Here is a 21,358-nt window from a genome sequence, read left to right on the forward strand (position 1 = left end):
AGAAGGGCGGTGATTATAACAACCGATTAGAGGCAAGTTATGAACGTCATCTTGATCACGGCACTTTCTCTTTATGCGACCATCGTCGGTGCTGCACCGGCCGCCGGGAACTTAGAGGTTGGGATCGCCGAATGGCAACCGCGCCAAGCCGTACTGACCAAGCCTGAAGCGGAGCAAAGGCACCTCCGTTTGATTAGAGGGAAGACGGCGGGTCAGATGGCGTCGAGTCGATGGGCAACCGTCGAAACGCACTTCGACCGCGTAGCTTCGCGCGTGTGGGTGGTGCCGGCGCAGGGGGCTAAGGATAAAGCGATGCGTCACCTACAATGTCTGGAAGCCCTGTCTTAGGATTGTTCCACTGTAGCCTCGAGATTGGCCTAGTGGTGTTATTCTTCGTGGATGAAATATGATCAGCACGAGCGAACTGCCAATGCCCGCTGCGGCCCTCATCATCGAAATCCCGCCTTATTCATGCGCCCGCGATGCCAAGGATGCACTGTCATATCCTGAGTGCAGGATCTTCAAGTCCTGAGTGCATGACCAAGCGTAAATCGCGCTACCTGGCCACAATCCGTCGGGAGCATGGAAGAGGATCTTGCTAACCTAGACAGCACTCGTGGCCATCACCGGCTGGCAGCATCCGAAGGGGGCGAGGGGGCCCGTGTCTGCTTGCAAATCCGTCGGCTCAGATCGCGCTTTTTTATCGGCGGCGGGCTCGGAAGGGTCAGTACAACGAGAACTTCGTTCGAGCCATCACCATTCAATGTCTGAATGCGCCGCCCACGCGTGCGTCGCTTGACAGGAAACCGTCGTCAGAATGCGGCCAAAGCAAACGTCCAAAATTCGCAATTGCATTGGAAGGAGCGTTGTTCCGGCCTGCCTTCTCTTGGGTCCCATCGCGTTGGCCCTAGGACTGCTGCTGCTGCTAACTGCCTAGGAAAGGGACAATGAATGCTCGCCCGCTGCTTCAGGATTTTCGTCGCCGAGTGTTCGCGTTCCCAATCATGCTTCCGCGTCGCTCGCCACTTCGCAGCGGAAAAAGCTCTTGCCGGAGCCAATCTCCGTTCGGGCAGGTGGCAGTGTGCGCCGCCACCGCTGAATGAACCGACAGGGCAGGGCGGCGAAGATTACCCGGCTCCTTCCTGCGACGCGGCGGCTTCCTGCCGTCTCTTAAGTTGGATGTGCACGTATTCGCGCTTCATTGACCATAAGCCGGATCGGGCTGGCGTAGGTATTTCAGCGGCCTTCTAGGTGCCCCGCCGCCACGTGCGGACGACGCCCGCATCAACCGGCGGGCAGATGCGCCGAGGGCAACAAGCGCGCCTGACGTAATGCCGCCAGATCGGCCGAGCCGGTGCAGAAACAGGCGACGGCCAACTGGCGGATGACGATCTCGAAATGCGCGACAACCGCCTCGGTGGACACCGTCGCCGCGCGCAGCACGCCGGCCGCCTGCCCAGCGATGTCCGCGCCCAGGCGAATGGCCTTGGCCACGTCGACGCCGTCGCGGATTCCGCCCGACGCGATCAGCTTCACCGCCGGCAGCGCCCGACGTACCGCCTGCACGCTGGCCGGGGTCGGAATCCCCCAATCGGCGAAGGCCAGCGCCACTGCACGGTCGGCGGCATCGCGGGCGCGCTCGCCCTCCACCGCGGCCCAACAGGTGCCGCCGGCGCCGGCGACATCGATCACCGCCACGCCCGCCTCGACGAGCACACAGGCCACCGAGGCGGACAGGCCCGACCCCACTTCCTTGGCCACGATCGGCACGCCCACGCAACGCGCGGCGCGAGCGATCTGCGCCAGGACGCCGCGCCAGTCGCTGTCGCCCTCCGGCTGTACCGCTTCCTGCAGCGGATTGAGATGGACGATGAGTCCATCGGCCTCCAGCGCAGCGCCAGTTCGCGATAGAACGTCACGATCAGCATTTCGTCCTGCGGATCGCGGCCGGTGCGGGCGCTGGTCTCACGCAGGCTCGGGTGGATGCGCTGCAGGATGTACTGGCCGCCCCTGACCGCTTCCATCGCATGCTCGTCGGCGAACCCGGTCAGGGAACGCCCCCACTCCAGCACCTGCTGCAACGCCCGTTCGGTCTGGATCATGGCGACGCTCCTGCTCCCCCGGCCAGGACGCGCCGCCCCCAATGAAGCGCCAGCCACAACCCGGCGAGTTCGGCCACGCGCACGACCCGGATGGGGCAATACAGTTCCTTGCCGATCCACAGCGGCGTCTGCGGTAAGGCATGCGCCGCATGGCGGGCGAGCATCCACTCCAGCGCACGCCCCACCGCCTGCGCGATGCGCCGGCGCTCTGTCGGCTCTTCGCTCCCGTCCATCACGTGCAACGCGAACAGCGCATAGGCGGTTTCCTCGAATGTGGACGCGCGACCGGCGCCCCAGCCGCCGTCGTCACGCTGCGCCTGCAGCAGCGCCGCTAGCGCGCGCTCGTCGCGCCACTGGGGCTTGCCTTGCGCCAGCGCAGCGACCGCATGCGCGGTGGGATACAGCCACGAAACGTGCCATTTTTCGTTGTCCCATAGACCGTGTGGGTTGCGATTGGCCTCGACGTAGGCGCCGGTGCCGGCGTCGGGCTTTCCCAATAGTCGCAATGCATGCAGGGCATGTATGTTGGTCGACACTGAGGCATTGCGCTCGCCGGGAAAGGTGACGAACAGCTCGCCGATTTCGAAATGGCGCAACGCATCGACCGCCGGGTCGCGGCCTGCAAGGCGCAGGACGCACAACGCAACGGCGGTGTCGTCCGCATCGGCCGCGAAGTGCAAGGCCGGGCCCAGACCGCGCACGCCCAGGCGGGCGTCGAGCTGCGCGACGATCACGCGCATCGCCTCGGCGAGCGCGGGATGCGCGAACAGCCCGGCCAGATGCAGGGTGTACAGCGACCAGCATGGCTCAAACACATTGATCGGCCAGACGCTGGGAACGACACCTTCGATGCAGCTGCGCGTCGCCCGCGATGCCGCCTGCAGATACGCGTCGGCGCACCCGACCTGCGGCCTGCTCCCTTGTGTCACGGCGTGCGCACGCCACGCGGCGGTGGCCGCCGGACTGATGCCGATGCTGCCGTCTTCATCCGGGCATGCGGTGGTCGGCGACGTCCCCCAGGCTTCCCAGGAGTGCAGCAATGGATGGCCGCTCGGCAACGTCGCCACCGCCCCCAGCTTGACCAGGCAGGCTTGCCGCAACGGCAACAGCGCCGGGTGGCGCGGAAACGCCATGCTGCCCAGCAAGGATGCGGCCTCGCCGCACAACTGCGGCAGGATCAGCTCCGCGCCGATCGGCGCGTCTTCCGGCACCGCATGCGCGTAGGGATCGGGTTGGCGTTCGAGGAACCGGGTTGCAGCCTGGACTGCGTCGGCAGCGCCGGGAAGAGGGTCAGCGCGCTGCAATGCCAGCAACGCCGCCCACGTGGGCGCATGGCGAAACAGCGGGAAGTCCGCGCTTCCCCATCCGCCATCGGCCTGTTGCTGCGCGATCAGCCAGGCGTATGCGTCCTGCCGACCGGTGACGTTGCCGTGGAACTGCAGCGCTCGCGCCGTGTCGTAGACGGACGGACCGACGCTGCCGCCGTCGCTCATCTCGCTCAGCAAGTGGCGCAATTCGGAAAGGATCTGTTCGGACAGCGCGTTCACGCGGGATGTTCCTTCTGCAGAAGGTTGACGAGAACCAAGATCGGGCAGACGCCGCGCACGTCGCCGCAGGCCCGTCGCGGCCAGGCGCGTGGGCAGCGCCGGACGGCCGCCCTGCTCCGGCGCGGCGACGCGCGGCTGGCGTCGGTTCGCCCAATAGGCTAGCGCCGCGCGCCGCGTGACACGGCCGTGCTGGGCAACCGCTGCGATCGGCGCCGCGGACTCGGACAGAGTGCAGCATCCACCGCTGTCGCCGGCCGATCGCGCGGCACAGGGGCGACTCCATGCGGACGGGGCGCCTCATGCGCATGGCGCGTGCTTTAACAGATACGCGGTGGCCCGCTGCAGCATCTGCGCCAACGGTTCCGCACGCGGCCCCAGCGGGGCGATGGCCTCCCCGGCGTCGCGCAACAGATCCAGCGCAAACTGGCGCGCTGCTTGCAGCCCCATGATCGACGCGCAGGTCGGCTTCTGCGCCGCAGCGTCCTTGCCGGGTGTCTTGCCCAGCGTCGCGGCATCCGCTGTCGCGTCGAGAATGTCGTCAACCACCTGCAGCGCCAGGCCGAAACAGGCGCTGTAGCGATCGAGCGCACTGTACAGCGCGGCGTGCGCGGCATCCTCCGTGATGGCGCATAGCGCGCCCATGCGAACGGACGCGCGCACCAGCGCTCCGCTCTTCATCCGGTGCATCGCCACGATCCTGTCCAGCTCGACATGCTTTCCGACCAGCGACAGATCCTTGGCCTGCCCGCCTGCGGCACCCTCGGCGGACACCGCCTGTGCCAGTTCGTGCACGAGCGCGATACGGTTGTCGCCCGGCGCATCCAGGCTCGCCAGGGTGAGGAAGGCGTGCGCCTGCAGCGCATCGCCGACCAGGATCGCAGTGGCTTCGCCGAACTTGACGTGCACAGTCGGAAGGCCGCGGCGAAGCACGTCGTTGTCCATCGCGGGCAGGTCGTCGTGGACCAGGGTACAGGCGTGGATCATCTCGATGGCGGCGCCGACGTCCTCGAGCACGTGCGCCGGCGTATCGGCCAGTGCGCCGGCAGCCAGACAGAGCAAGGCGCGCGTGCGCTTCCCGCCATGCAAGGTGGCGTAGCGCATCGCCGCCATCAGCTCGGTCTCGCCATCGTCTTCGGCGCACAGAAGACGCGCCAGCGCCTGTTCGACCCCCTTTGCGCCGTCCTGCATCCAGATCTCCGGCAGCAGCCTGCCGGATGCGCCGCGCGCCTGCGCGCCCAATCCCCCGATCGCGGAAACGCCAGTTCGGTCGTCATGTGGCTTGGAACCGGCTTGCATGTTGTTCATGTCCTTGTGCCTGACAGGAGACGGCCTCGGAGAGCGGCGACCGCCGCGCTGTTGCCGGCGTCGCACCGAGCGCGCGCGCCGAGTGCAGCAATGCTGCGCGTCGCTCGCCGCTGCCTCGCCACACGGGGCATGCGATGCCAGCTCATGAGAATCCGATGCGGATTTTCATGGACGGATTTGCGGTCGGGTAATAGCGCCGGCCTTTTTCGACGTCGCTCAGCAACCGCGGCCGCACCCCGGCCTTGTGCATGGTCAGGGCCAAGGCGATGCAGAACTGCACTAGTTCCAGCCATACCAGGTGGTAGCCGATGCAGACGTGTGGGCCGGTACCGAACTGCAGCATGTCCACCGGCCGGATCGGGTCCGTGCGTTGCAGCCATCGCGCCAGGCGGAACTGATCAGGCGCCTCGTGCAGCAGCGCCGAGGTCGAGAAATGCAGCAGCGGGATGCACAGATGGGTACCCGCGGGAATGCGCCATTGGCCGAGTTGCAATTCCTGCAGCGCTTGACGCGGCAGGAGCGTGACCGCCGGATGCAGGCGCAGCGTCTCGCGGAACAGCGCCTCGGCGACCGGACACTGCGCTAGGTCCGCGTGCCGGGTCGGCACCGCGCCCACGCGTTGCGCCTCTTCGACCAGGGCGTCCCACAGCACAGGCTGCCGCGCCAGCTCGATCACCATCCAGGCCATCGTCGAGGCGGTGGTCTCGTGACCGCCAAGCAGCAGCAAGCGGATATTGGCGACCAGGACGTCATCGGAGAGCGCATCGTCGCTGCGATCGAAGGCGCTCACCATGTCCTTGATCAACCCGGTGCGCGCGGCATGCGCGCGCGCGTCGCGGATGAACTGGCGCAACTGCGCGTCGATCCAGTCGCGGGCGGCGCGGCCGCGCCGCAAGGGCAGTCCGGGCAGGTCGATCGGGGGCGCGACGATCAACTGCACCAGGTGCCGGTACTTGCGATGCCATCCCGGCAGGTCCTGCGCGGGGACTCCCATGAGGCGGAAGATGAGCTTTAGCATCAGGTCGCCGGTTTCACGCAGGATGGCTACGTCGCCGCGGTCGCGCCACGCCTGCACACGCGCCCGGATGACGGGCTCGAACAGGTCGCCGATGCCGGCCTGGGTCAGCCCCTTGGGCAGGAACGCCGGCTTGATCGCATCGCGCGCCTGCCGGTGCGCGCCGCCGTCCTGGGCGACCATCGTTCCACCAAGCAATTCGGGCGCGATCCCTTCGATCAGCGCCGAGGACACGTCCTTGTGCCGAAGCAGTGCGAACGCGTCCGGATCCATGCAGGTCATCAGGTGTCCGGCAGGGCCGAAATCCAGCCAGAAGTAGCTGCCCAGCGTCCGTTCCGCGCGCCGCAGCAGGCGCGGCAGGTCGCAGATGATGGCGGGAAGATGCCCGACCAGGGGGAAAGCGCCGGGCACGACCGGGATGTCGTGCCGCAGCCGGTGGCGACGGTTCAGCGGGTTGAGCAGCATGTTCATCAGCTCCATCAGCAGCGCGGCGCCGCGGCCGCTTCGACGGTGTCGCCGGCAGGCCGCGCGGCGCGGCTGTTGCCACCGTCGGCGTACGTCCGCACATGCGCCAGCATGGCGTGCGAGGCCGACAGCATGTTCATCGCCGCCTTCGACGCGGGGTAGGACGTCTGGGCGGTGTCACCGCTGAGCCCTGGCACGACGACATGTTGACGATCGCGCCACCGCCGCGGGCGATCAGCCGTCGGATGGCCTGCCGGCAGCAGAGCAGCGTGCCGCGCAGATTGGTCGCCATGGTCTGATCCAGACCGCCAGATCCAGGTCGAGCATCGCGCGCTCGCGCGGGGTCAGATGCATAGCTCGCGTTGTTCACGCAGCCGACCTCACCGAAATGCCGCTCCGCCGTCTGGAACAGCGCTGCCACCGCCTGCGCATCGGCGATGTCCATGGCCAGGGCCAGCGCGTGGCCCGCTTCGGCCGTGATCTGCGCGGTGCAGGCGATGGTCGCCGAGCCATCAATGTCGGCCACCACCACTCTGCCGCCCTCGGCGCGATGGCGAGGGCGCATGCCTTGCCGATGCCGGCGCTGGCGCCGGTCACCACGGCCACCTTGCCTTCAAACCGTCCCATCGTGTCCTTCTGGATTGTTGGTCTTTCGCGGCATGCCGCTCGGGTTCCGCCGAGAAGGCGCAGCGTCGGCGCTGGCGCGCTCGTCATCGCCAGCGTCGCTTTCGATGACCCGAATGGCGGCGACCGGGCACTGGCTGGCCGCGAGCCGCACGGCGACGTGCAACGCCTGCGGGACCGTCGCCACGCACACTTCAGCCACGCCGTCCGGTTCGCGCTGGCGAAAGGTGCCCGGCAGCGTAAGCACGCACTGCCCGGTGGTTCCGCACAGATCCTGGTCGACCACGACGCGCATCTCAGCCCCCTGCCTGCGCATTCAGCCGCACCGGCAGCGCGAGGAACGTCCTAAGGAACGCGGAGGGCTCCCGGGTCGGCTGCTCGGCCAATGCCAGCGTGGGGAAGCGCGCCTGGATCCGCGGCAGGCTCTCGGCCAACTGCATCCGGGCCAGTTGCGCACCGGGGCAGAAGTGGATGCCGTGGCCGAAGCTGAGCATGATCTTCCCGTCGGTCGACATGCCCGGATTGGTGCCGTAGAACCGCACGGCATCGAAGCGGTCGGGATCGGCGAAGGCGTCCGGGTCGCGATTGCCGGCCGCGATCAGCACGCGAACGTCCGCGTTCTTCGGGATCACCACGCCGCCCAGTTCGATGTCGCGCTGGGCGATACGCGGAGTGGCGCTGAACAGGACGGGCGCGTCGCGGCGCAGGACTTCTTCGACGAATGCCTTCACCTCCACGGCGTCTCCCTGCAGCCAATGCCGCTGTTCGGGATAAGCCAGCATCGCCAGGACCGCGTGGTCGATGGCCGCAGCAGTGGTGGTGAAGCCGCCCAGCAGCATGCCCCACAGCATGCTGATCAACTCTGCATCCGATAGCGTGTCGGCATCGTCGTCGTGTGCGCCGACCAGCATCGACACGATGTCATGGCGGGGATCGGTGCGCTTGCGCTGTATGAGGTCGCCGAAGTAGGCCTGCACCCTGGCGCTGCCTGCGTCCGCCGCGGCGAGCTGGGGATCGCTGGCGTGCGGGCTCAGGCCTTCCACAATGGCGCCGATGCCGGCGGCGAGCCCGAACATGTCGTCCTGGGGCAGGCCGAACAGTTCGGCGAAGACCAGCATGGGCAAGGCCAGCGCGAATTCCCGATGCAGATCCACCGCCTCCCCGCGCTCCAGCGCGGGCGCCATGCCGTCCAGGCGCGCTGCGACGATGCGCGCGATGCTCGGCCGCAGGTTGTCGATCTGGCGCATGGTGAAATCGCGAGAGATCAGCCGGCGCAGACGCGTATGCGTCGGTGGGTCCTTCATCGCTATCGTGGACGCCATTAGATTGAGGGACAGGCTGGTCGCCGCACGCGGGAAATAGCGCGCCAGTTCGCCAGGCGCCGGTCCCCGAAATGCATCGCCCGTGGCCGTGAGCGCCCAGTAAATGTCGGCGTGGCGGCTCAACAGAAAGAGGCCCGAGGCCGCGCGATGCACCGGATCGTGCTCGCGCTACCACCGCATAAACGGATACGGGTCGTGGATGCACGCTGGCGACGCCAGTTCGGCGAAGGCGTCCCGGCATGCTGTCTTGGTTTCTTGCACGTCCATCTTAGTTACCTCTTGGCTGGCTGATCTGACCGGCGCGCGCCAGGGTGGTAGGCAGTATAGTCATAGGAGGTGAAGGCGTCGTGCGAGCCACCGATCTCGGCCACCGCGCGGTCAAACTCGCCGGCGACGTGATTGGCCGTCGCCTTGATGTCATCGGTAGCCGCCAGAACCGGAGCGGTGCTCACGAAGGCCAGCGCGGTCGCAAAAAGAGCCAGACTGAAGGTTTGCTGACGGCGTCTCTTGGTGACCGGCCGATGGGCAAGTTTTGAGGCAAAGTGAGTTGTCCCTTATGTTGAGGGTGCTGCGTGCTCGTCCCTTTAGTGGGAGATAGTGGAGCGGTGGGTAGCCCCGAGCCAGATGAGGCATCAACATGTTTCGAGGCCTGACACGAGCGTCATCTTTGAGCTAATCTGGGAAACGTGAGACGGTATTTTTTTGGGGATCATTGGATGACTCTCCTCGGCTCGTGACGTGTTTGCGATGACTGCGCACGAACCGTGCCAAATGAGAAAACCCCGTTTCGGCGATGTGATTGTCGGACTCAGCTATGTGACGTATCCGACATTGTCGGACATCTTACACCGCCCGAAATGGGAAGCCCTCGCCGCTTAAAAAGGTGGCTAGGTGAGCTACCCTTCGGAGATGTCCAATATCGTGGCGTTAGCGCGCGCCTGTAGTTGCTGGTCGTCCGCGTACTCCTGCCCACATCGGCCGATCGCTGGTCCCCTAACACGACTCCAAACAGCGATAGACGCGGTCTGGAATTTACCGGAGCGTTGCAGGACTTGTTTTGCCATTCGGAACGCCAGCGCGGGGAGACGCTTCCGCGAGAGGCGGTCATGATGGAGCTTGCGAGCCGATTTGCGATTTGACCGGGGCTTTTGCTATTTTCGCTTTTGCTGCCCCTAAAATCTCAGATATGAAGCGGACCTGGCCTATGGCCTGCCTACATTGAATGGTTACAAAGGAATACGACTATGGCGACTGGAACGGTGAAGTGGTTCAACAGCACCAAGGGATTCGGTTTTATCCAGCCTGACAACGGAGGTCAGGACGTTTTCGTTCACATTTCCGCTGTCGAACGAGCGGGCCTTTCGACCCTTAATGAGGGCCAGAAGATCAACTACGAGGTCGAACAGGACCGCCGTACCGGCAAGTCCTCCGCAGGCAGTCTCAGCAAAGCTGGCTGATCTTTTTCTGCCTCTGCCCGGCAAGAGCCGGGCAGAAGTGCCACTGACCGCGCCATAGGAGCGGGCAAGAAACGGATCTCCCGCTGACCGGGCGGCGGTTTGCGGGAAGCTGCCAAGTTCTACTGAAATAAGATGTTTGCAAGTGAGGAGGGGCGGGTCCCAGCCCTCTTATTTTTTCTGCTGTAGATTCTCACGTAGCAGATGCCGACGGCGACCGCGCGCATCAGAACGAATCTGGACAACGAGACCAAGCTGCGAGCTTCTTGTGGGTCCGCTCGCTTCCACCGATCAATGCTATATTTTCGGTCATGAACCCGTGCGTGTGATTTTCATGAATGAGGGCTCTGACGCATTATCGATCGAGCGTGCCGAGGAAATGAACCAGCAATTCAGCCAGCCTCCAGCGGTCGACACCTCCGCGATCAAGCGGGTAGGGTACATTGGCCCTGAGGGGACCTGGACACATCAAGCCTCGCTAGACCTCTTTGGCGACCAAGTTGAACTCGTTCCGTTCAACGACGGATTGTTCGAAGCATATGAGAATGGCTGCGTCGACGTTGCATGCGTTCCAGCTACGACCTCTCTGGTCGGAACCACTCTCTACCTCGACCAAGTCCTGCGCTTGAGGTCTCCCAGGGTCATCGCCGAGTACCCGAAGGTCTTGAGCTATAGCCTGATGGCCAGCAAGGATGCGAGTTTCTCGATGAGTCACTAAGGTGCTTGGCCACGCCGTAGCCTTGCAGGAGGTGGCCGGGTCGCTCGACGAGAACATGCCCAATGTCGAGCGAGAGAGCCGTAAGGGAGCGACATCTTTAGTCGCTAAGCCTCGCCCTCGACAGCGGCATTTGGTCCTGCGCTTGGTGCCAAGCTGTACAATCTGCAGATATTGCGAACAGGAATTGAAGAAGGGCTGCATAACGTTAAGCGGTGGTGGGTGCTCGGGGGCAGGACCCCTGCGCCGACAGGATTTGACCGGACGACACTTCACCTCCGCGTTTCAGAGCAATCTCAGTTGTGTCCTGAACATGTTCTCGAAGGATAATTTAGCCGTTCTCAATGTCTATGAGCGTCCGACATGCGAGCGGCTGGACACCCATAAATATGTCATCGATGTCGCTGGCCATGTTTTGACGCACCCGGCGCTGGCTGCGTTGGCGGATATTGATGGCTTTAGAATTCTCGGGTCCTCCCACGTTGCTATTAGCTAAGGCTAGGGTAGTTTCTGCCCATAACTCCAAAACTGTTGATCCTCATCACTGATGAGAAGACACGACCGTGCCGCGCGTCCACGAGATCATCGCGCCGACGATCTTGTCGTTTTCGCTCAGTTTTCTTGCCTGCGAAAGTAGTATTCATAAGCACAAGACGTCGACCGGCCGGGCATCTCGCAAAACAAGTCACCATCGATGACTGTGTCGCGTTATCGGCGACACGCTCGTCCATTCGGGACCGTCAAACACTTCAATCCGCGCAGGGGGCGCCGTGACCGGGGCCTGCGGCGGTTTTAGGAGCTTGCCGTTCGGCACGAGCTTATCGCTTTGGCACCTCACGCTGATTGGCTGTGCTGTGGAACAACCCGGTCGAGAAAAGCATCGAATGCGGCAGCAACAGCGCGAACTACGAAACGATGCTCCTGCCGCACCCGGATGAAACCGTTTTCAATGTCCACTATCCCATCCTCAGCCAGCTTCGCCAAGCGTTCAGCAGCCGAATCGAGAAGGCGAGTTGGATCGAATCCAAAGGCCGCACAAATTGCCGGCACATCGGCCCGCAAATCGCACATCAGCCGCTCTATGATCACGGCTCGCACGCGGTCGTCGTCTGTGAGCCGGTAGCCTTTTGACGTCGCCAAACGGCCAGCTGCTATGTGCCGGCTGTAGGACTCACGTGTTACCTCGTTCTGGACGTAACCCTCGCCGACCCGCCCGATAGCCGACGCGCCGAAACCGATCAGGGTTTTGCAGGTGTCGGCCGAGTAACCCAGCGAGTTACGCCGTAGCCGACCACTGGTCTGCGCCAGCGTAAGTTCGTCGTCCGGCAAGGCGAAATGGTCGAGGCCGATCTCTTGGTAGCCGGCGGCGACCAGCGTCTCGGCCACGGCCGCAGCCTGTTCGGCGCGGGCGACGCTGTCCGGCAGCGCAGTCGTCTCGATCAGGCGCTGATTCTTTATCACCGATGGAATGTGCGCGTAGCCGAACACCGCAAGCCGGTTGGGGCGCATGGCGACAGTTGCCGCCGCAGTCTGGACGCAGGACTCTACTGTCTGATTCGGAAGACCGAAAATGAGATCGACGTTGATGCCGCTTACCCCATGCCGGCGCAGCTCTTCGACGGCAGCGGCCGTCTGCGCCTCGCTCTGGACGCGGTTTATCGCTTTTTGAACAATCGGATCAAAGCTCTGCACTCCGAGACTCGCGCGGCTCACATTGGCTGCTCCCATTGCTTCGGCAATCTCGGCCGTGAAGGTGCGCGGGTCAATTTCGACGGCGATTGTCGCGGACTCCCTGAACGCGAAGCGGCGGCGCAGGAGTTGGATCATGGCCAAGAACTCCGCTGCTCCGATCAGGGTCGGGGTTCCACCGCCGAAATGCACGTCGTTCACGACGAGCCCCTGCTGCACTTGCTGCCAGACCAAACGGATCTCGTCACGCAGAACGGCCAGATAATCGAGGATCGGACCCTGATTGCGGGCAATCGTGGTTGGGAAGCCGCAATACCAGCAAATCGATCGGCAGAACGGAATGTGGAGATAGAGAGACACCGGATCGTCAGCCGGCAGACCTCTTAGCCATTCCTGATAGCTTTCGGGCCTGACGGTGGCGGTGAACTCCGGCACAGTCGGATAGATGGTGTACCAAGGCAGGAGAGCCTCGCGATATTCTTTCAGGATAGAGGTCTGCAACAGTTTCCGTCCCAAGCTGAAAAGTTGGTCCTTTTACCGCCGCGGTCTCCTGTGTCCCTGCGCTATGTCAATTCCATTCCGCTTCGCGCGTGTAATCACGCCCTGCAAGGAAAAGGCGGGATTTGATCCCGCCTTTCTATGTTTCGCTCGCATCATGCCGATCGAGCTGCCAGCCCCTCAACGGGTCTGGATTGAGGAAGTCACGCTGGTACCTTCTTTCTAGACCGCTTCTCGGGCGCCGAGACTTCAGGCTCTTTCGGTTTGCGCCCAAGTCCCATTGTCTTGGCCAGGGCAGAGCGCGCAGCCGCATAGTTCGGCGCGACCATGGGATAGTCCGCCGGCAGACCCCATTTGGCGCGATATTCATCGGGTGTCAGCCCGTAATGGGTCGACAGATGGCGCTTTAGCGATTTGAATTTCTTGCCGTCCTCAAGGGAAATAATGTAGTCCGGCGTCACCGATTTTCTGATCGGGACGGCCGGCGTCAACGCCGTCGGCTCTTGTGCGGAGACGCGACCGGCCGCCGTGCGTTTCAAAGCTTCGTGCACTTGGCCGATCAGGGCAGGCAACTCCCCCACCGGGACGGGATTGTTGGAAACATAGGCTGAGACAACATCCGCGGTAAGGTCGATGAGGTTGTTGGCGTTTTCGAAGTCTTCTTCTGGCATGAAACTCTCCAGTGGATTGGTCTGCGGAGCGTGGCCTTCTAGTGATGATTTCCGACGAACGCAACAAATCTCGCGACAGGATTGTTCGGTGCTCGTCCAACATCGAGGTCTATAGCGCCAGTTACAAGCTGTCGCGACGCTGATCTCCTCGGAAATCGCCGTCCATAAGCGCCCGGTATCCGCCGTTCAGTCGCGATCTTGTCGGTTGAGTTGCGAGAGGACGACGCAGAAAAATTGTAAGCACCAAGAGCCGTGCACCTGGAAGACCTTGCGCGTACGAAACAGGTCGGCGTTGCGCCAGCGTGGGGCGACAGGCAACAGAACCGACCAAGCCCTCAGCGAACAAATAGCGATTGCGCGCCCGCCACTGTTGGTATCGGGGGCCGTCGGGGATAAATCGCAGTCACTATTTTCGCCGCTCGATCATCTTGGTCGACAGGCACCATTCCCTTGATCCACGGATCTAGCGCAGGGCGTTCGCAGGCCGCATGTGGAGAATGGTTTCCGTGCACATAGTCGGACTCTATCTATGAAAATTCTATTGCCTGGCGGTGGCTGTTGCGCTTGTGGCGGCCACAGCTTTGCTGAGCAGTCCCTTCCGCCAGACCTCAGGGAAACGGCACTGGCCATCTTCAAGCCCTTGCCATCCATACTGGCAGTCACCAACAACCCAAGCACACCGGAGAAGGTTGCCCTCGGCAAGGCGCTGTACTTCGATCCACGCCTCTCGTCCCCAGGCGTTTTCTCCTGCACTTCGTGCCACAACCTGGCCACCGGGGCGACGACAATCGTGAAACTTCGATTGGCCATGGTTGGCAGAAGGGGCAGCGCGACGCGCCGACGGTGTTTAACTCTGTCTTCAACAAATCACATTTTTGGGACGGTCGCGCCGAAGACCTGAAAGCTCAGGCCAAAGGGCCGATACAGGCCGGTGTCGAAATGGCCAACACACCGCATCGAGTGGTCGAGACGTTCAAATCGATGCCGCAATATGTGGAGTTGTTCCAATCTGCTTTCCCGGAGCAAGCCGATCCCATCACCCTCGAAAACGTGGCCATTGCACTCGCAGCCTACGAGGCGACACTGGTCGCGCCGGCCCCCTTCGACGCCTACCTCAATGGCGATGACACCCCCATTGATCCCGAAGCGAAACAGGGCTTGGCCCTTTTTATGGAAAAGGACTGCTCCTCCTGCCATTCCGGTGGGGAAGGCTATTATCCATTCGGCCTCGTAGAGTAGCCTGGCGCCGACATCCTGCCGGAGAACGACAAGGGACGATTTGCCGTCACCAATGTACCAGATGATCCTATGTTTTCCGCGTGCCATCGCTGCGCAACGTAGCAATCACCGCGGTATACTTTCATTCGGACAAGGTCTGGGACCTGAGCGAGGCGGTCGCCATCATGGGCACCACCCAGCTTGGCCAAGAGCTAGCGCAAATCGAAATCGATCGGATCGGTGCCTACCTTCATTCGGTGACCGGAAAGCGACCGGAGATCACAAATCCCGTCTTGCCAACTGAAACGCCCACAACACCTCGACCTCGATCCTAGGCATTGCGAAACAGGTGATCGCGTCGGAGCCAGTGAGCGTTCCTTGACCCATCTGGCGAATTGCCACAGGCGCTGCCGTCCGATTGGGCCGTGATAGGTCGCGGCGCGATTGAGCGTCGCACGTTGATGGCAGGAGCCATGGTTTTGCACCAGCCATGCTCCCGCTCTTGGAGATCTTCGGCAGGCCAGGGCGCTGTCCGTCAGCATTAGGCCGGCCAATCGCCTCACCAGTCCATCACCACCTTGCCCGAACTACCGCTGCGCATCGCATCGAAGCCGGCCTGAAAATCGTCGATTCCGATGCGGTGGGTGATCAGGCCGGAAACATCCAGCGGGCCCTGCACAAGCGCGATCATCTTGTACCAGGTCTCGAACATCTCGCGGCCGTAGATGCCCTTGAGATGCAGCATCTTGAAGATGACCTTGTTCCAGTCGATCTCGAAGCCGGTCGGCGCGATGCCCAGAATGGCGATCTTGCCACCATTGTTCATGGTGTCGATCATGTCGCGGAAGGCGGGGGCTGCGCCCGACATTTCGAGGCCGACATCAAAACCCTCGGTCATGCCGAGTGCCGGCATGACATCGCGCAGCTTTTCCTTCGAAGCATCCACGACATGCTGGACGCCGAGTTTTTTGGCAAGCGCCAGCCGCACCGGATTGATGTCGGTGATGACCACTTTTCGCGCGCCGACGCATTGGGCGACGAGCGCGCCCATGATGCCGATCGGCCCGGCGCCGGTGACCAGCACGTCCTCGCCGACCAGATCGAATGACAAAGCGGTGTGAACGGCATTGCCCAGCGGATCGAAGATCGCGGCGATCTCGTAGGGCACATCATCGGGGATCGGCACGACATTGTGCTGCGGGATCGCCAGATACTCGCCGAAGGCACCCGGCCGGTTGACGCCGACGCCGAGCGTATTGCGGCAGAGATGCCCTCGCCCGGCACGGCAGTTGCGACAATGACCGCAGACGGTGTGGCCTTCGCCCGACACGCGCTGGCCGAGCTTGTATTCGGTGACCGCCGCGCCGAAATCGGCGACGGTGCCGACGAATTCATGGCCGGTAACCATCGGCACCGGCACCGTCTTTTGCGCCCACTGGTCCCAATTGTAGATATGCACGTCTGTGCCGCAGATCGCCGTCTTTTTGATCTTGATCAGCACGTCGTTGGGGCCGATCTCCGGCACCGGCACCTCTTCCATCCAGATGCCCGGTTCGGCCTTGGCTTTCACCAGCGCCTTCATCATGTTCGACATCAGATGCTCCTTACACCTTGGTTTGATTCCACTCTCGCCTCTCCTCTGGTAGCCGCACAACGGAAAGGTGGGGTTCGGAGAGCACAGCTGAGATTTCTGGACCGATGGGTATGTCGAGGCTGCCATGGTGTCGAAGCAACACTCCACCGCGAGCGGCGCGTGAAGATCCAGTTCCAGCGAACCTCAGCGGAAACCGAGCAAGCGCCGCGCCAGATGCAGCGAAGTTTCAATTCAAACGATGAGGAATGAGAGTAGCTTGCGGCTCGGGCTATGTTGTCGATGTCCGCCACATGCGGCGCAATCACTCTACACGATGCTCTCGATGGTCGATCTCACCGCGATATCTCAATAGTGCGGACGCACAGGCGGCATCCGCAAACGTGCCCCTCGGTGAAGTGTCTGCTGACCGCTGGCTGTGTCAGAGCCAGAAGCTCATGGACGAAGCCGCCTTCTCCCACCTCGTGCTCTAGATCATCCGTCCTCTGACCAGAAGCGGCTTCCCAGATAGCCCCGCCGCTCAGTCGTCCAGCGGGCCTTCGGCTGGACGACAATGCCGAGCCCCCCTCGTGTCTACCGACCTGCGCGCGGCTTCTCGATGGCGTCCTTTCTGCCTCAAATTATCCGCGAAGCCCGCTGGTCACATATTTGCCGTCACAGGGACCCAGCGGCCTGCGCCTGGGCCTTCTCCCGCAGCGCCCCTGCTGCAGCGACCATGTTGATGAGGGCAGGGCGGATCTCCTCCCATTTCCTTGTTTTGAGACCACAGTCCGGATTGACCCACAGTTGGCTATCCGACAGTCGCTCGCGGGCAAGTTGGGCGAGATGCAAAATCTCGCCGACTTCTGGGACACGTGGTGAGTGAATGTCGTAGACGCCAGGACCGATTTCGTTCGGATATTAGGACTTCGTGAAGGCGTCTAGCAGTTCCATTTTGGAGCGCGACGTCTCGATCGAGATGACGTCCGCGTCCAGTTCAGCGATAGAATCGATGATCATTGAACTCCGAGTAGCACATATGCTGTGAATTTGGGTCGCGTCCTCCACGCCGGTAGAAGCGAGGCCGAAGCATTCGACAGCCCAGCCGAGATAATGTTTCCATAGGTACAGCCGATCTCCCCCCTTGAGGGTCCCTTGAGGGGGAGATGCCCGGCAGCACCTTGCCGATATGCCCCCTACAACAACCCCGCCTGCTCAGCCTCGCGGCACAGATTCTGCCGAGGCCTGGGGCCGATCTGCTGGATCACCAAGCCGGCCGCCAGTGAGCCAAGGTCGCCGCAGGTCTGCAGGTCGCGGCCTTGCGTGTAGCCATGCAGGAAGCCGGCGGCATAGAGATCGCCGGCGCCCGTCGTGTCGACCAGTTCCTTGATGGCGGTCGCCTTGATCACCACCGTCTCGTCGCCGCGCACGATCACGGAGCCTTTTTCCGAGCGGGTCACGGCGGCGATCTGGCAATCCTTGCGGATCTGCGCCAGCGCCTCGTCGAACGAGGATGTCTGGTAGAGCGATTTGATCTCGTGGCTGTTGGCAAAGACGATGTCGACCGTGCCCGAACGCATCAGCTCGAGGAATTCGTCGCGGTAGCGGTCGACGCAGAACGAATCCGACAGCGTCATCGACACTTCGCGGCCTGCCGCGTGCGCCAGCTTCGCCGTCTGGCGGATCGCTTCCTTGGCGCGCGGCGGGTCCCACAGATAGCCTTCGAAATAGGTGACCTTGGCGCCAGAAGCCTTATCGGCCTCGACATCCTCCGGCCCAAGCTCGACGCAGGCGCCGAGATAGGTGTTCATCGAACGCTCGCCGTCAGGGGTGACGAAGATCATCGACCGCGCCGTCGGCGGCTCGCCCTTGAGCGGCGTGGTGTCGAAGGCGACGCCCTGTGCATGGATGTCGTGCGCGTAGATTTCGCCCAGCGCATCGTTGGAGACCTTGCCGAAGAAGGCGGCGCGGCCGCCAAAGCTGGCGACGCCGGCCGCCGTGTTGCCGGCGCTGCCGCCGGAGGCTTCGATCGCCGGGCCCATGCGGCTGTAGAGCAGTTCGGCGCGGTGGGTGTCGATGAGGTTCATCGCGCCCTTGATGATGCCGTTGGTCTCCAGGAATTCCTCGTCGCACTGGGCAATGATGTCGACAATGGCATTGCCGATGCAAAGCACGTCATAATCCGGCATCAAAATCTCCGCCAAAAACCCGAGCCGGCTTCTTGCCACGCCGGCCCGGGGTGTTTCTTTCGAGTGTGGAATGGGTCGTCCTTTGCCGAAAGGATCCAATACCGACGCATCAAGCAGCTGCGGGTCCTGCCTCACGCGACAGGTCGTCAGCTCTGTCCGTCTTTTCCCAGGTGAACTCCGGCTCTTCGCGGCCGAAGTGTCCGTATGTCGCGGTCTTGCGGTAAATCGGCCGTAAGAGATCCAGCGCCTTGATGATGCCTTTCGGCCGGAGATCGAAAAGCTCAAGGACGGCGCGTTCGATCCGTTTTTCATCAATCTTTGCGATTCCGAATGTATTGATGAGGACTGAGACCGGTGCGGCCACACCGATCGCGTAAGCAAGCTGAACCTCGCACACCTCCGCAAGTCCGCTGGCAACGACGTTTTTTGCGACGTACCGCGCGGCATAGGCGGCCGACCGATCAACCTTGGACGGGTCCTTGCCCGAAAAGGCACCGCCGCCGTGACGCCCCATGCCGCCGTAGGAATCGACGATGATCTTGCGGCCGGTAAGCCCGCAATCGCCTCGCGGCCCGCCGACCACGAACCGGCCGGTTGGATTGACCAGGAACCTTATTCCCGTCGTATCCAGGTCATGGGGCAAGACCGGCCTTATGATCTCCTCAATGACGCCTTCGCGGACGGTGGCCTGTGAGACCTCATCATCATGCTGCGTCGACAGGACTATGGTATCGAGCGCTACCGGTCGCAAACCTTCATAGCGGACGGACACCTGAGATTTAACGTCCGGGCGGAGCCAGCCAAGGCGTCCAGTTTGGCGCACCTCTGCCTGTTTTTTCGTCAAATCGTGAGCAAGTTGGATTGGCAAAGGCATTAATGTTTCGGTCTCGTTGCATGCGTACCCGAACATGAGGCCCTGATCTCCCGCTCCCTGCTCGAGATCCTGCCCTCGTCCCTCGTCGACCCCCTGGCTGATGTCAGGCGACTGCTCGGTCAGGGCCAAGATCACCGCGCAACGACGGCCCGTCAAAGCCGATCGCATCGTCGTCATATCCAATGTCCAAAATGATATCGCGGGCAACTTGGCTGTAGTCGATCTGCGCGTGGCTGGTGATCTCGCCAGCCAGAACGACCATCCCTGACTTCACCAACGCTTCACAAGCAACGCGAGCCTGAGGATCCTTGCGAAGAATCGCATCGAGGACGCCATCTGAGATATTGTCGGCCATCTTGTCGGGATGTCCCGCGCCGACGGATTCGGAGGAGAACACGAATTGTCTGGTCATGGAATATCCTCGCTTCAAACGTTGGAATTAAATGTGACAGCTGATCCGGCCATCTTATCTGTCGGAGATGCCAGGTACGTCGAACGCAGCGCAGAAGTCGGCCGTCACTGCTGGCGTGCCTAACCGAATGCCGCTGGTGAGCGCGGGATGCCGCCGGTCGCCCGGCACCATGTTGAAATTCGTGATGATACCTGCTTGCGACAAGCGCTCGGCATAGGCTTTCCCGGACAGCGGCCGGTCCCGTAGATCAAGGATCAGCATGTGATTGTCAGTGCCCCCCGTGACGAGTTCATAACCTCGCTCCAGAAGCGCCTGGGCCAGAGCCTTGGCGTTGTTGACGATCTGCTGACCGTACACTCGGAACGACGGATTCCCTGCTTCGTGCAGAGCGACAGCTAGCGCTGCAATCGTATTCATGTGCGGTCCGCCCTGCAGGAGAGGGAACACGGCACGGTCTATGCGTTTGGCCAGATTGTGTTTGCTCTTGGAATGATAGAGTGCCTGATAGCGGTCTTCATTCCTTGACAGTATGAAGCCACCGCGGGGACCGCGTATCGATTTGTGAGAGGTGCTGGTGACCACATCGCAATGGCCTACAGGATTGGGGTGCACTCCTGCGACAACGAGGCCGCTGATGTGGGCGATGTCGGCCACCAGGTAGGAGTTCACCTCCGAAGCAATTTTGGCCATTGCCTCGTAGTCAAAGATACGCGGATAGGTGCGGTACTTTTCCGAATGTCATGATTTTGAGCGCCTTCTTGAAATCCGCCCCAGGCGTCATTGGCGTCGAGCCGATCGCTCTCAGTCCAACTGGCCCGGAAAATTCACTTTTCGCCCAGCTTCGAGATTGCGCACGATATTTTCGACTGCGATCTGGTAGAACTCACCGACATGGAAGGCCATGGCACCATCAAGGTTTCGTTGGTGATATGAAATGATGCCGATCACGCAATTCACCAGAGCGACTACAGCGGACTCGTCCAAGGGGTAGTCGGCGTAGATGGCATTCGGATCACTGAAATAGCGCTTATCGAGATGCGCGAAGAACTTGTCCCGCCGGCCCATGATCATCGCAATCGTCGTCCTGTGGGCTTCCAGCTCATTGAGCTGTTCCTTGATCAGGCTTGGAGATGGTGTCCCCGATTTCCAGGCGATGTGCATCTGGTTGTCGAGGCAAAACTCGAGGAACCTGAATAAGCTGCGGTCGCTGCGCCTTGGACTTTCAAGCAGCTTGGCAGTGGCAAGATGGAGATCGACTTCGATCGAGCGCATGATCTGGTAAAGTAGTGGTTCTATTCGCCAGAGCCTGTCCCCGTGCTCTTCGCATTGTTTCAATAGGGACGAATACGTTGCCAGCTTGATCACCAGACCCGGTGGGTTGTTCCCATGGACAAGCGCGGCATAGCGCCCGAGGCGCTCTTCATAGTTGGCCTGAATCTGTGCCTTCATCGATCGTCGTTCCTTCCGGAAAGAACCGGCAATCGCACGCACAAACCTGTTTCGGCGCAACCGCAATGAAAATTTGCCCGCCACCACCCATGCCGAGCGGCGGCAATTATTGCTGACGTTGAAGTGTGAGCCCGCTGTAGTGTCGCCATATTCTGCGCCATCAAGTATCTGGCTAACTAACATGTGGTCACATGCCACAAATTTTTGCCATAAGCATGATTGATTCCATTCAGAACTTG

Annotated in this window: 15 protein-coding genes and 7 pseudogenes; 5 read left to right on the forward strand and 17 right to left on the reverse strand. The window is 62.1% G+C overall.

Annotated features, from left to right (window positions below; genetic code table 11):
* Window positions 1–39 precede the first annotated feature (39 nt).
* Window positions 40–348, forward strand: coding sequence for a hypothetical protein (locus tag LB568_RS21155; RefSeq protein ID WP_064994193.1), 309 nt, complete (start codon window positions 40–42; stop codon window positions 346–348).
* Window positions 349–1,284: 936 nt separating this feature from the next.
* Here LB568_RS21155 and LB568_RS21160 read toward each other — a convergent pair.
* From LB568_RS21160 to LB568_RS21195, 9 genes and pseudogenes are all read right to left on the reverse strand, one after another.
* Window positions 1,285–1,899, reverse strand: a pseudogene (locus LB568_RS21160) (alpha-hydroxy-acid oxidizing protein); the annotation flags it as partial.
* Window positions 1,893–2,102 (reverse strand): annotated as a pseudogene (locus LB568_RS21165) (hypothetical protein); the annotation flags it as partial. The pseudogenes LB568_RS21160 and LB568_RS21165, both read right to left, overlap by 7 nt.
* On the reverse strand, window positions 2,099–3,649 hold the full coding sequence (locus LB568_RS21170; RefSeq protein WP_064994192.1) for a hypothetical protein: 1,551 nt from the start codon (window positions 3,647–3,649) through the stop codon (window positions 2,099–2,101). The pseudogene LB568_RS21165 and the gene LB568_RS21170, both read right to left, overlap by 4 nt.
* A 297-nt stretch (window positions 3,650–3,946) precedes the next feature.
* The gene (locus LB568_RS21175; RefSeq protein WP_064994191.1) at window positions 3,947–4,945 is read right to left on the reverse strand and encodes a polyprenyl synthetase family protein; all 999 of its coding nucleotides are present in this window, start codon (window positions 4,943–4,945) and stop codon (window positions 3,947–3,949) included.
* A 151-nt stretch (window positions 4,946–5,096) separates the two neighbouring features.
* Window positions 5,097–6,440 carry a cytochrome P450 gene (locus tag LB568_RS21180; protein WP_064994225.1) on the reverse strand — a complete coding sequence of 448 codons (1,344 nt, stop codon included), beginning with the start codon at window positions 6,438–6,440 and terminating at the stop codon, window positions 5,097–5,099.
* A gap of 8 nt (window positions 6,441–6,448) precedes the next feature.
* Complete coding sequence (locus LB568_RS33535; RefSeq protein WP_263483495.1) at window positions 6,449–6,574, reverse strand: hypothetical protein; 126 nt, start codon at window positions 6,572–6,574, stop codon at window positions 6,449–6,451.
* On the reverse strand, window positions 6,571–6,960 hold the full coding sequence (locus LB568_RS21185) for an SDR family NAD(P)-dependent oxidoreductase (RefSeq protein ID WP_176479560.1): 390 nt from the start codon (window positions 6,958–6,960) through the stop codon (window positions 6,571–6,573). The genes LB568_RS33535 and LB568_RS21185 overlap by 4 nt, the downstream gene beginning before the upstream one ends.
* Window positions 6,961–7,047: 87 nt before the next feature.
* Window positions 7,048–7,353 carry a ferredoxin gene (locus tag LB568_RS21190; RefSeq protein WP_411908925.1) on the reverse strand — a complete coding sequence of 102 codons (306 nt, stop codon included), beginning with the start codon at window positions 7,351–7,353 and terminating at the stop codon, window positions 7,048–7,050.
* A gap of 1 nt (window position 7,354) precedes the next feature.
* Window positions 7,355–8,647 (reverse strand): annotated as a pseudogene (locus tag LB568_RS21195) (cytochrome P450).
* Between the two features lie 80 nt (window positions 8,648–8,727).
* On the opposite strand from LB568_RS21195, the gene LB568_RS21200 reads away from it, so the two are divergent.
* The 3 genes from LB568_RS21200 (at window position 8,728) to LB568_RS21210 (ending at window position 10,552) form a co-directional block, all read left to right on the forward strand.
* On the forward strand, window positions 8,728–8,916 hold the full coding sequence (locus tag LB568_RS21200) for a hypothetical protein (protein WP_176479561.1): 189 nt from the start codon (window positions 8,728–8,730) through the stop codon (window positions 8,914–8,916).
* 708 nt (window positions 8,917–9,624) lie between these two features.
* Entirely contained in the window at window positions 9,625–9,837 is a 213-nt protein-coding gene (locus LB568_RS21205) for a cold-shock protein (protein WP_008874821.1), read from the forward strand.
* Between the two features lie 265 nt (window positions 9,838–10,102).
* The gene (locus tag LB568_RS21210) at window positions 10,103–10,552 is read left to right on the forward strand and encodes a prephenate dehydratase domain-containing protein (RefSeq protein ID WP_140698304.1); all 450 of its coding nucleotides are present in this window, start codon (window positions 10,103–10,105) and stop codon (window positions 10,550–10,552) included.
* Between the two features lie 831 nt (window positions 10,553–11,383).
* Here the strand turns inward: LB568_RS21210 and hemN are convergent.
* Both hemN and LB568_RS21220 read right to left on the reverse strand, forming a co-directional pair.
* A complete protein-coding gene (gene hemN / locus LB568_RS21215) occupies window positions 11,384–12,739 on the reverse strand; it encodes an oxygen-independent coproporphyrinogen III oxidase (protein ID WP_064994188.1) in 1,356 nt (451 codons plus the stop codon).
* A gap of 200 nt (window positions 12,740–12,939) precedes the next feature.
* Window positions 12,940–13,407: a MucR family transcriptional regulator gene (locus LB568_RS21220; protein ID WP_064994187.1), complete on the reverse strand. Its 468-nt coding sequence runs from the start codon at window positions 13,405–13,407 to the stop codon at window positions 12,940–12,942.
* Window positions 13,408–13,936: 529 nt separating this feature from the next.
* Between LB568_RS21220 and LB568_RS21225 the strand changes: the two are divergent.
* Window positions 13,937–14,646 (forward strand): annotated as a pseudogene (locus LB568_RS21225) (cytochrome-c peroxidase).
* A 538-nt stretch (window positions 14,647–15,184) separates the two neighbouring features.
* Here LB568_RS21225 and tdh read toward each other — a convergent pair.
* The 6 genes and pseudogenes from tdh to LB568_RS21255 all read right to left on the reverse strand — a co-directional run bounded on the left by tdh (window position 15,185) and on the right by LB568_RS21255 (window position 21,302).
* Complete coding sequence (tdh, locus tag LB568_RS21230) at window positions 15,185–16,219, reverse strand: L-threonine 3-dehydrogenase (RefSeq protein WP_086081359.1); 1,035 nt, start codon at window positions 16,217–16,219, stop codon at window positions 15,185–15,187.
* A 651-nt stretch (window positions 16,220–16,870) separates the two neighbouring features.
* Window positions 16,871–17,386, reverse strand: a pseudogene (locus LB568_RS21235) (hypothetical protein).
* 5 nt (window positions 17,387–17,391) lie between these two features.
* On the reverse strand, window positions 17,392–18,384 hold the full coding sequence (locus LB568_RS21240) for an adenosine kinase (protein WP_086081358.1): 993 nt from the start codon (window positions 18,382–18,384) through the stop codon (window positions 17,392–17,394).
* A 109-nt stretch (window positions 18,385–18,493) separates the two neighbouring features.
* Window positions 18,494–19,670 (reverse strand): annotated as a pseudogene (gene metK / locus LB568_RS21245) (methionine adenosyltransferase).
* Between the two features lie 54 nt (window positions 19,671–19,724).
* Window positions 19,725–20,387, reverse strand: a pseudogene (gene glyA, locus LB568_RS21250) (serine hydroxymethyltransferase); the annotation flags it as partial.
* A gap of 84 nt (window positions 20,388–20,471) precedes the next feature.
* Window positions 20,472–21,302 carry a hypothetical protein gene (locus LB568_RS21255; RefSeq protein WP_198327536.1) on the reverse strand — a complete coding sequence of 277 codons (831 nt, stop codon included), beginning with the start codon at window positions 21,300–21,302 and terminating at the stop codon, window positions 20,472–20,474.
* Window positions 21,303–21,358 lie beyond the last annotated feature (56 nt).

The organism is Mesorhizobium sp. B263B2A (assembly GCF_020165775.1).
GTDB classification, from domain to species: domain Bacteria; phylum Pseudomonadota; class Alphaproteobacteria; order Rhizobiales; family Rhizobiaceae; genus Mesorhizobium; species Mesorhizobium opportunistum.

Bases quoted from the DNA above. Each gene is read 5' to 3' on its own strand.
- LB568_RS21155 (WP_064994193.1), top strand. From the start codon at position 40: ATGAACGTCATCTTGATCACGGCACTTTCTCTTTATGCGACCATCGTC.
- LB568_RS21175 (WP_064994191.1), bottom strand. From the start codon at position 4,945: ATGCAAGCCGGTTCCAAGCCACATGACGACCGAACTGGCGTTTCCGCG.
- LB568_RS21180 (WP_064994225.1), bottom strand. From the start codon at position 6,440: ATGAACATGCTGCTCAACCCGCTGAACCGTCGCCACCGGCTGCGGCAC.
- LB568_RS33535 (WP_263483495.1), bottom strand. From the start codon at position 6,574: ATGAACATGCTGTCGGCCTCGCACGCCATGCTGGCGCATGTGCGGACG.
- LB568_RS21190 (WP_411908925.1), bottom strand. From the start codon at position 7,353: ATGCGCGTCGTGGTCGACCAGGATCTGTGCGGAACCACCGGGCAGTGC.
- LB568_RS21205 (WP_008874821.1), top strand. From the start codon at position 9,625: ATGGCGACTGGAACGGTGAAGTGGTTCAACAGCACCAAGGGATTCGGT.
- LB568_RS21220 (WP_064994187.1), bottom strand. From the start codon at position 13,407: ATGCCAGAAGAAGACTTCGAAAACGCCAACAACCTCATCGACCTTACC.
- tdh (WP_086081359.1), bottom strand. From the start codon at position 16,219: ATGTCGAACATGATGAAGGCGCTGGTGAAAGCCAAGGCCGAACCGGGC.
- LB568_RS21240 (WP_086081358.1), bottom strand. From the start codon at position 18,384: ATGCCGGATTATGACGTGCTTTGCATCGGCAATGCCATTGTCGACATC.
- LB568_RS21255 (WP_198327536.1), bottom strand. From the start codon at position 21,302: ATGTTAGTTAGCCAGATACTTGATGGCGCAGAATATGGCGACACTACA.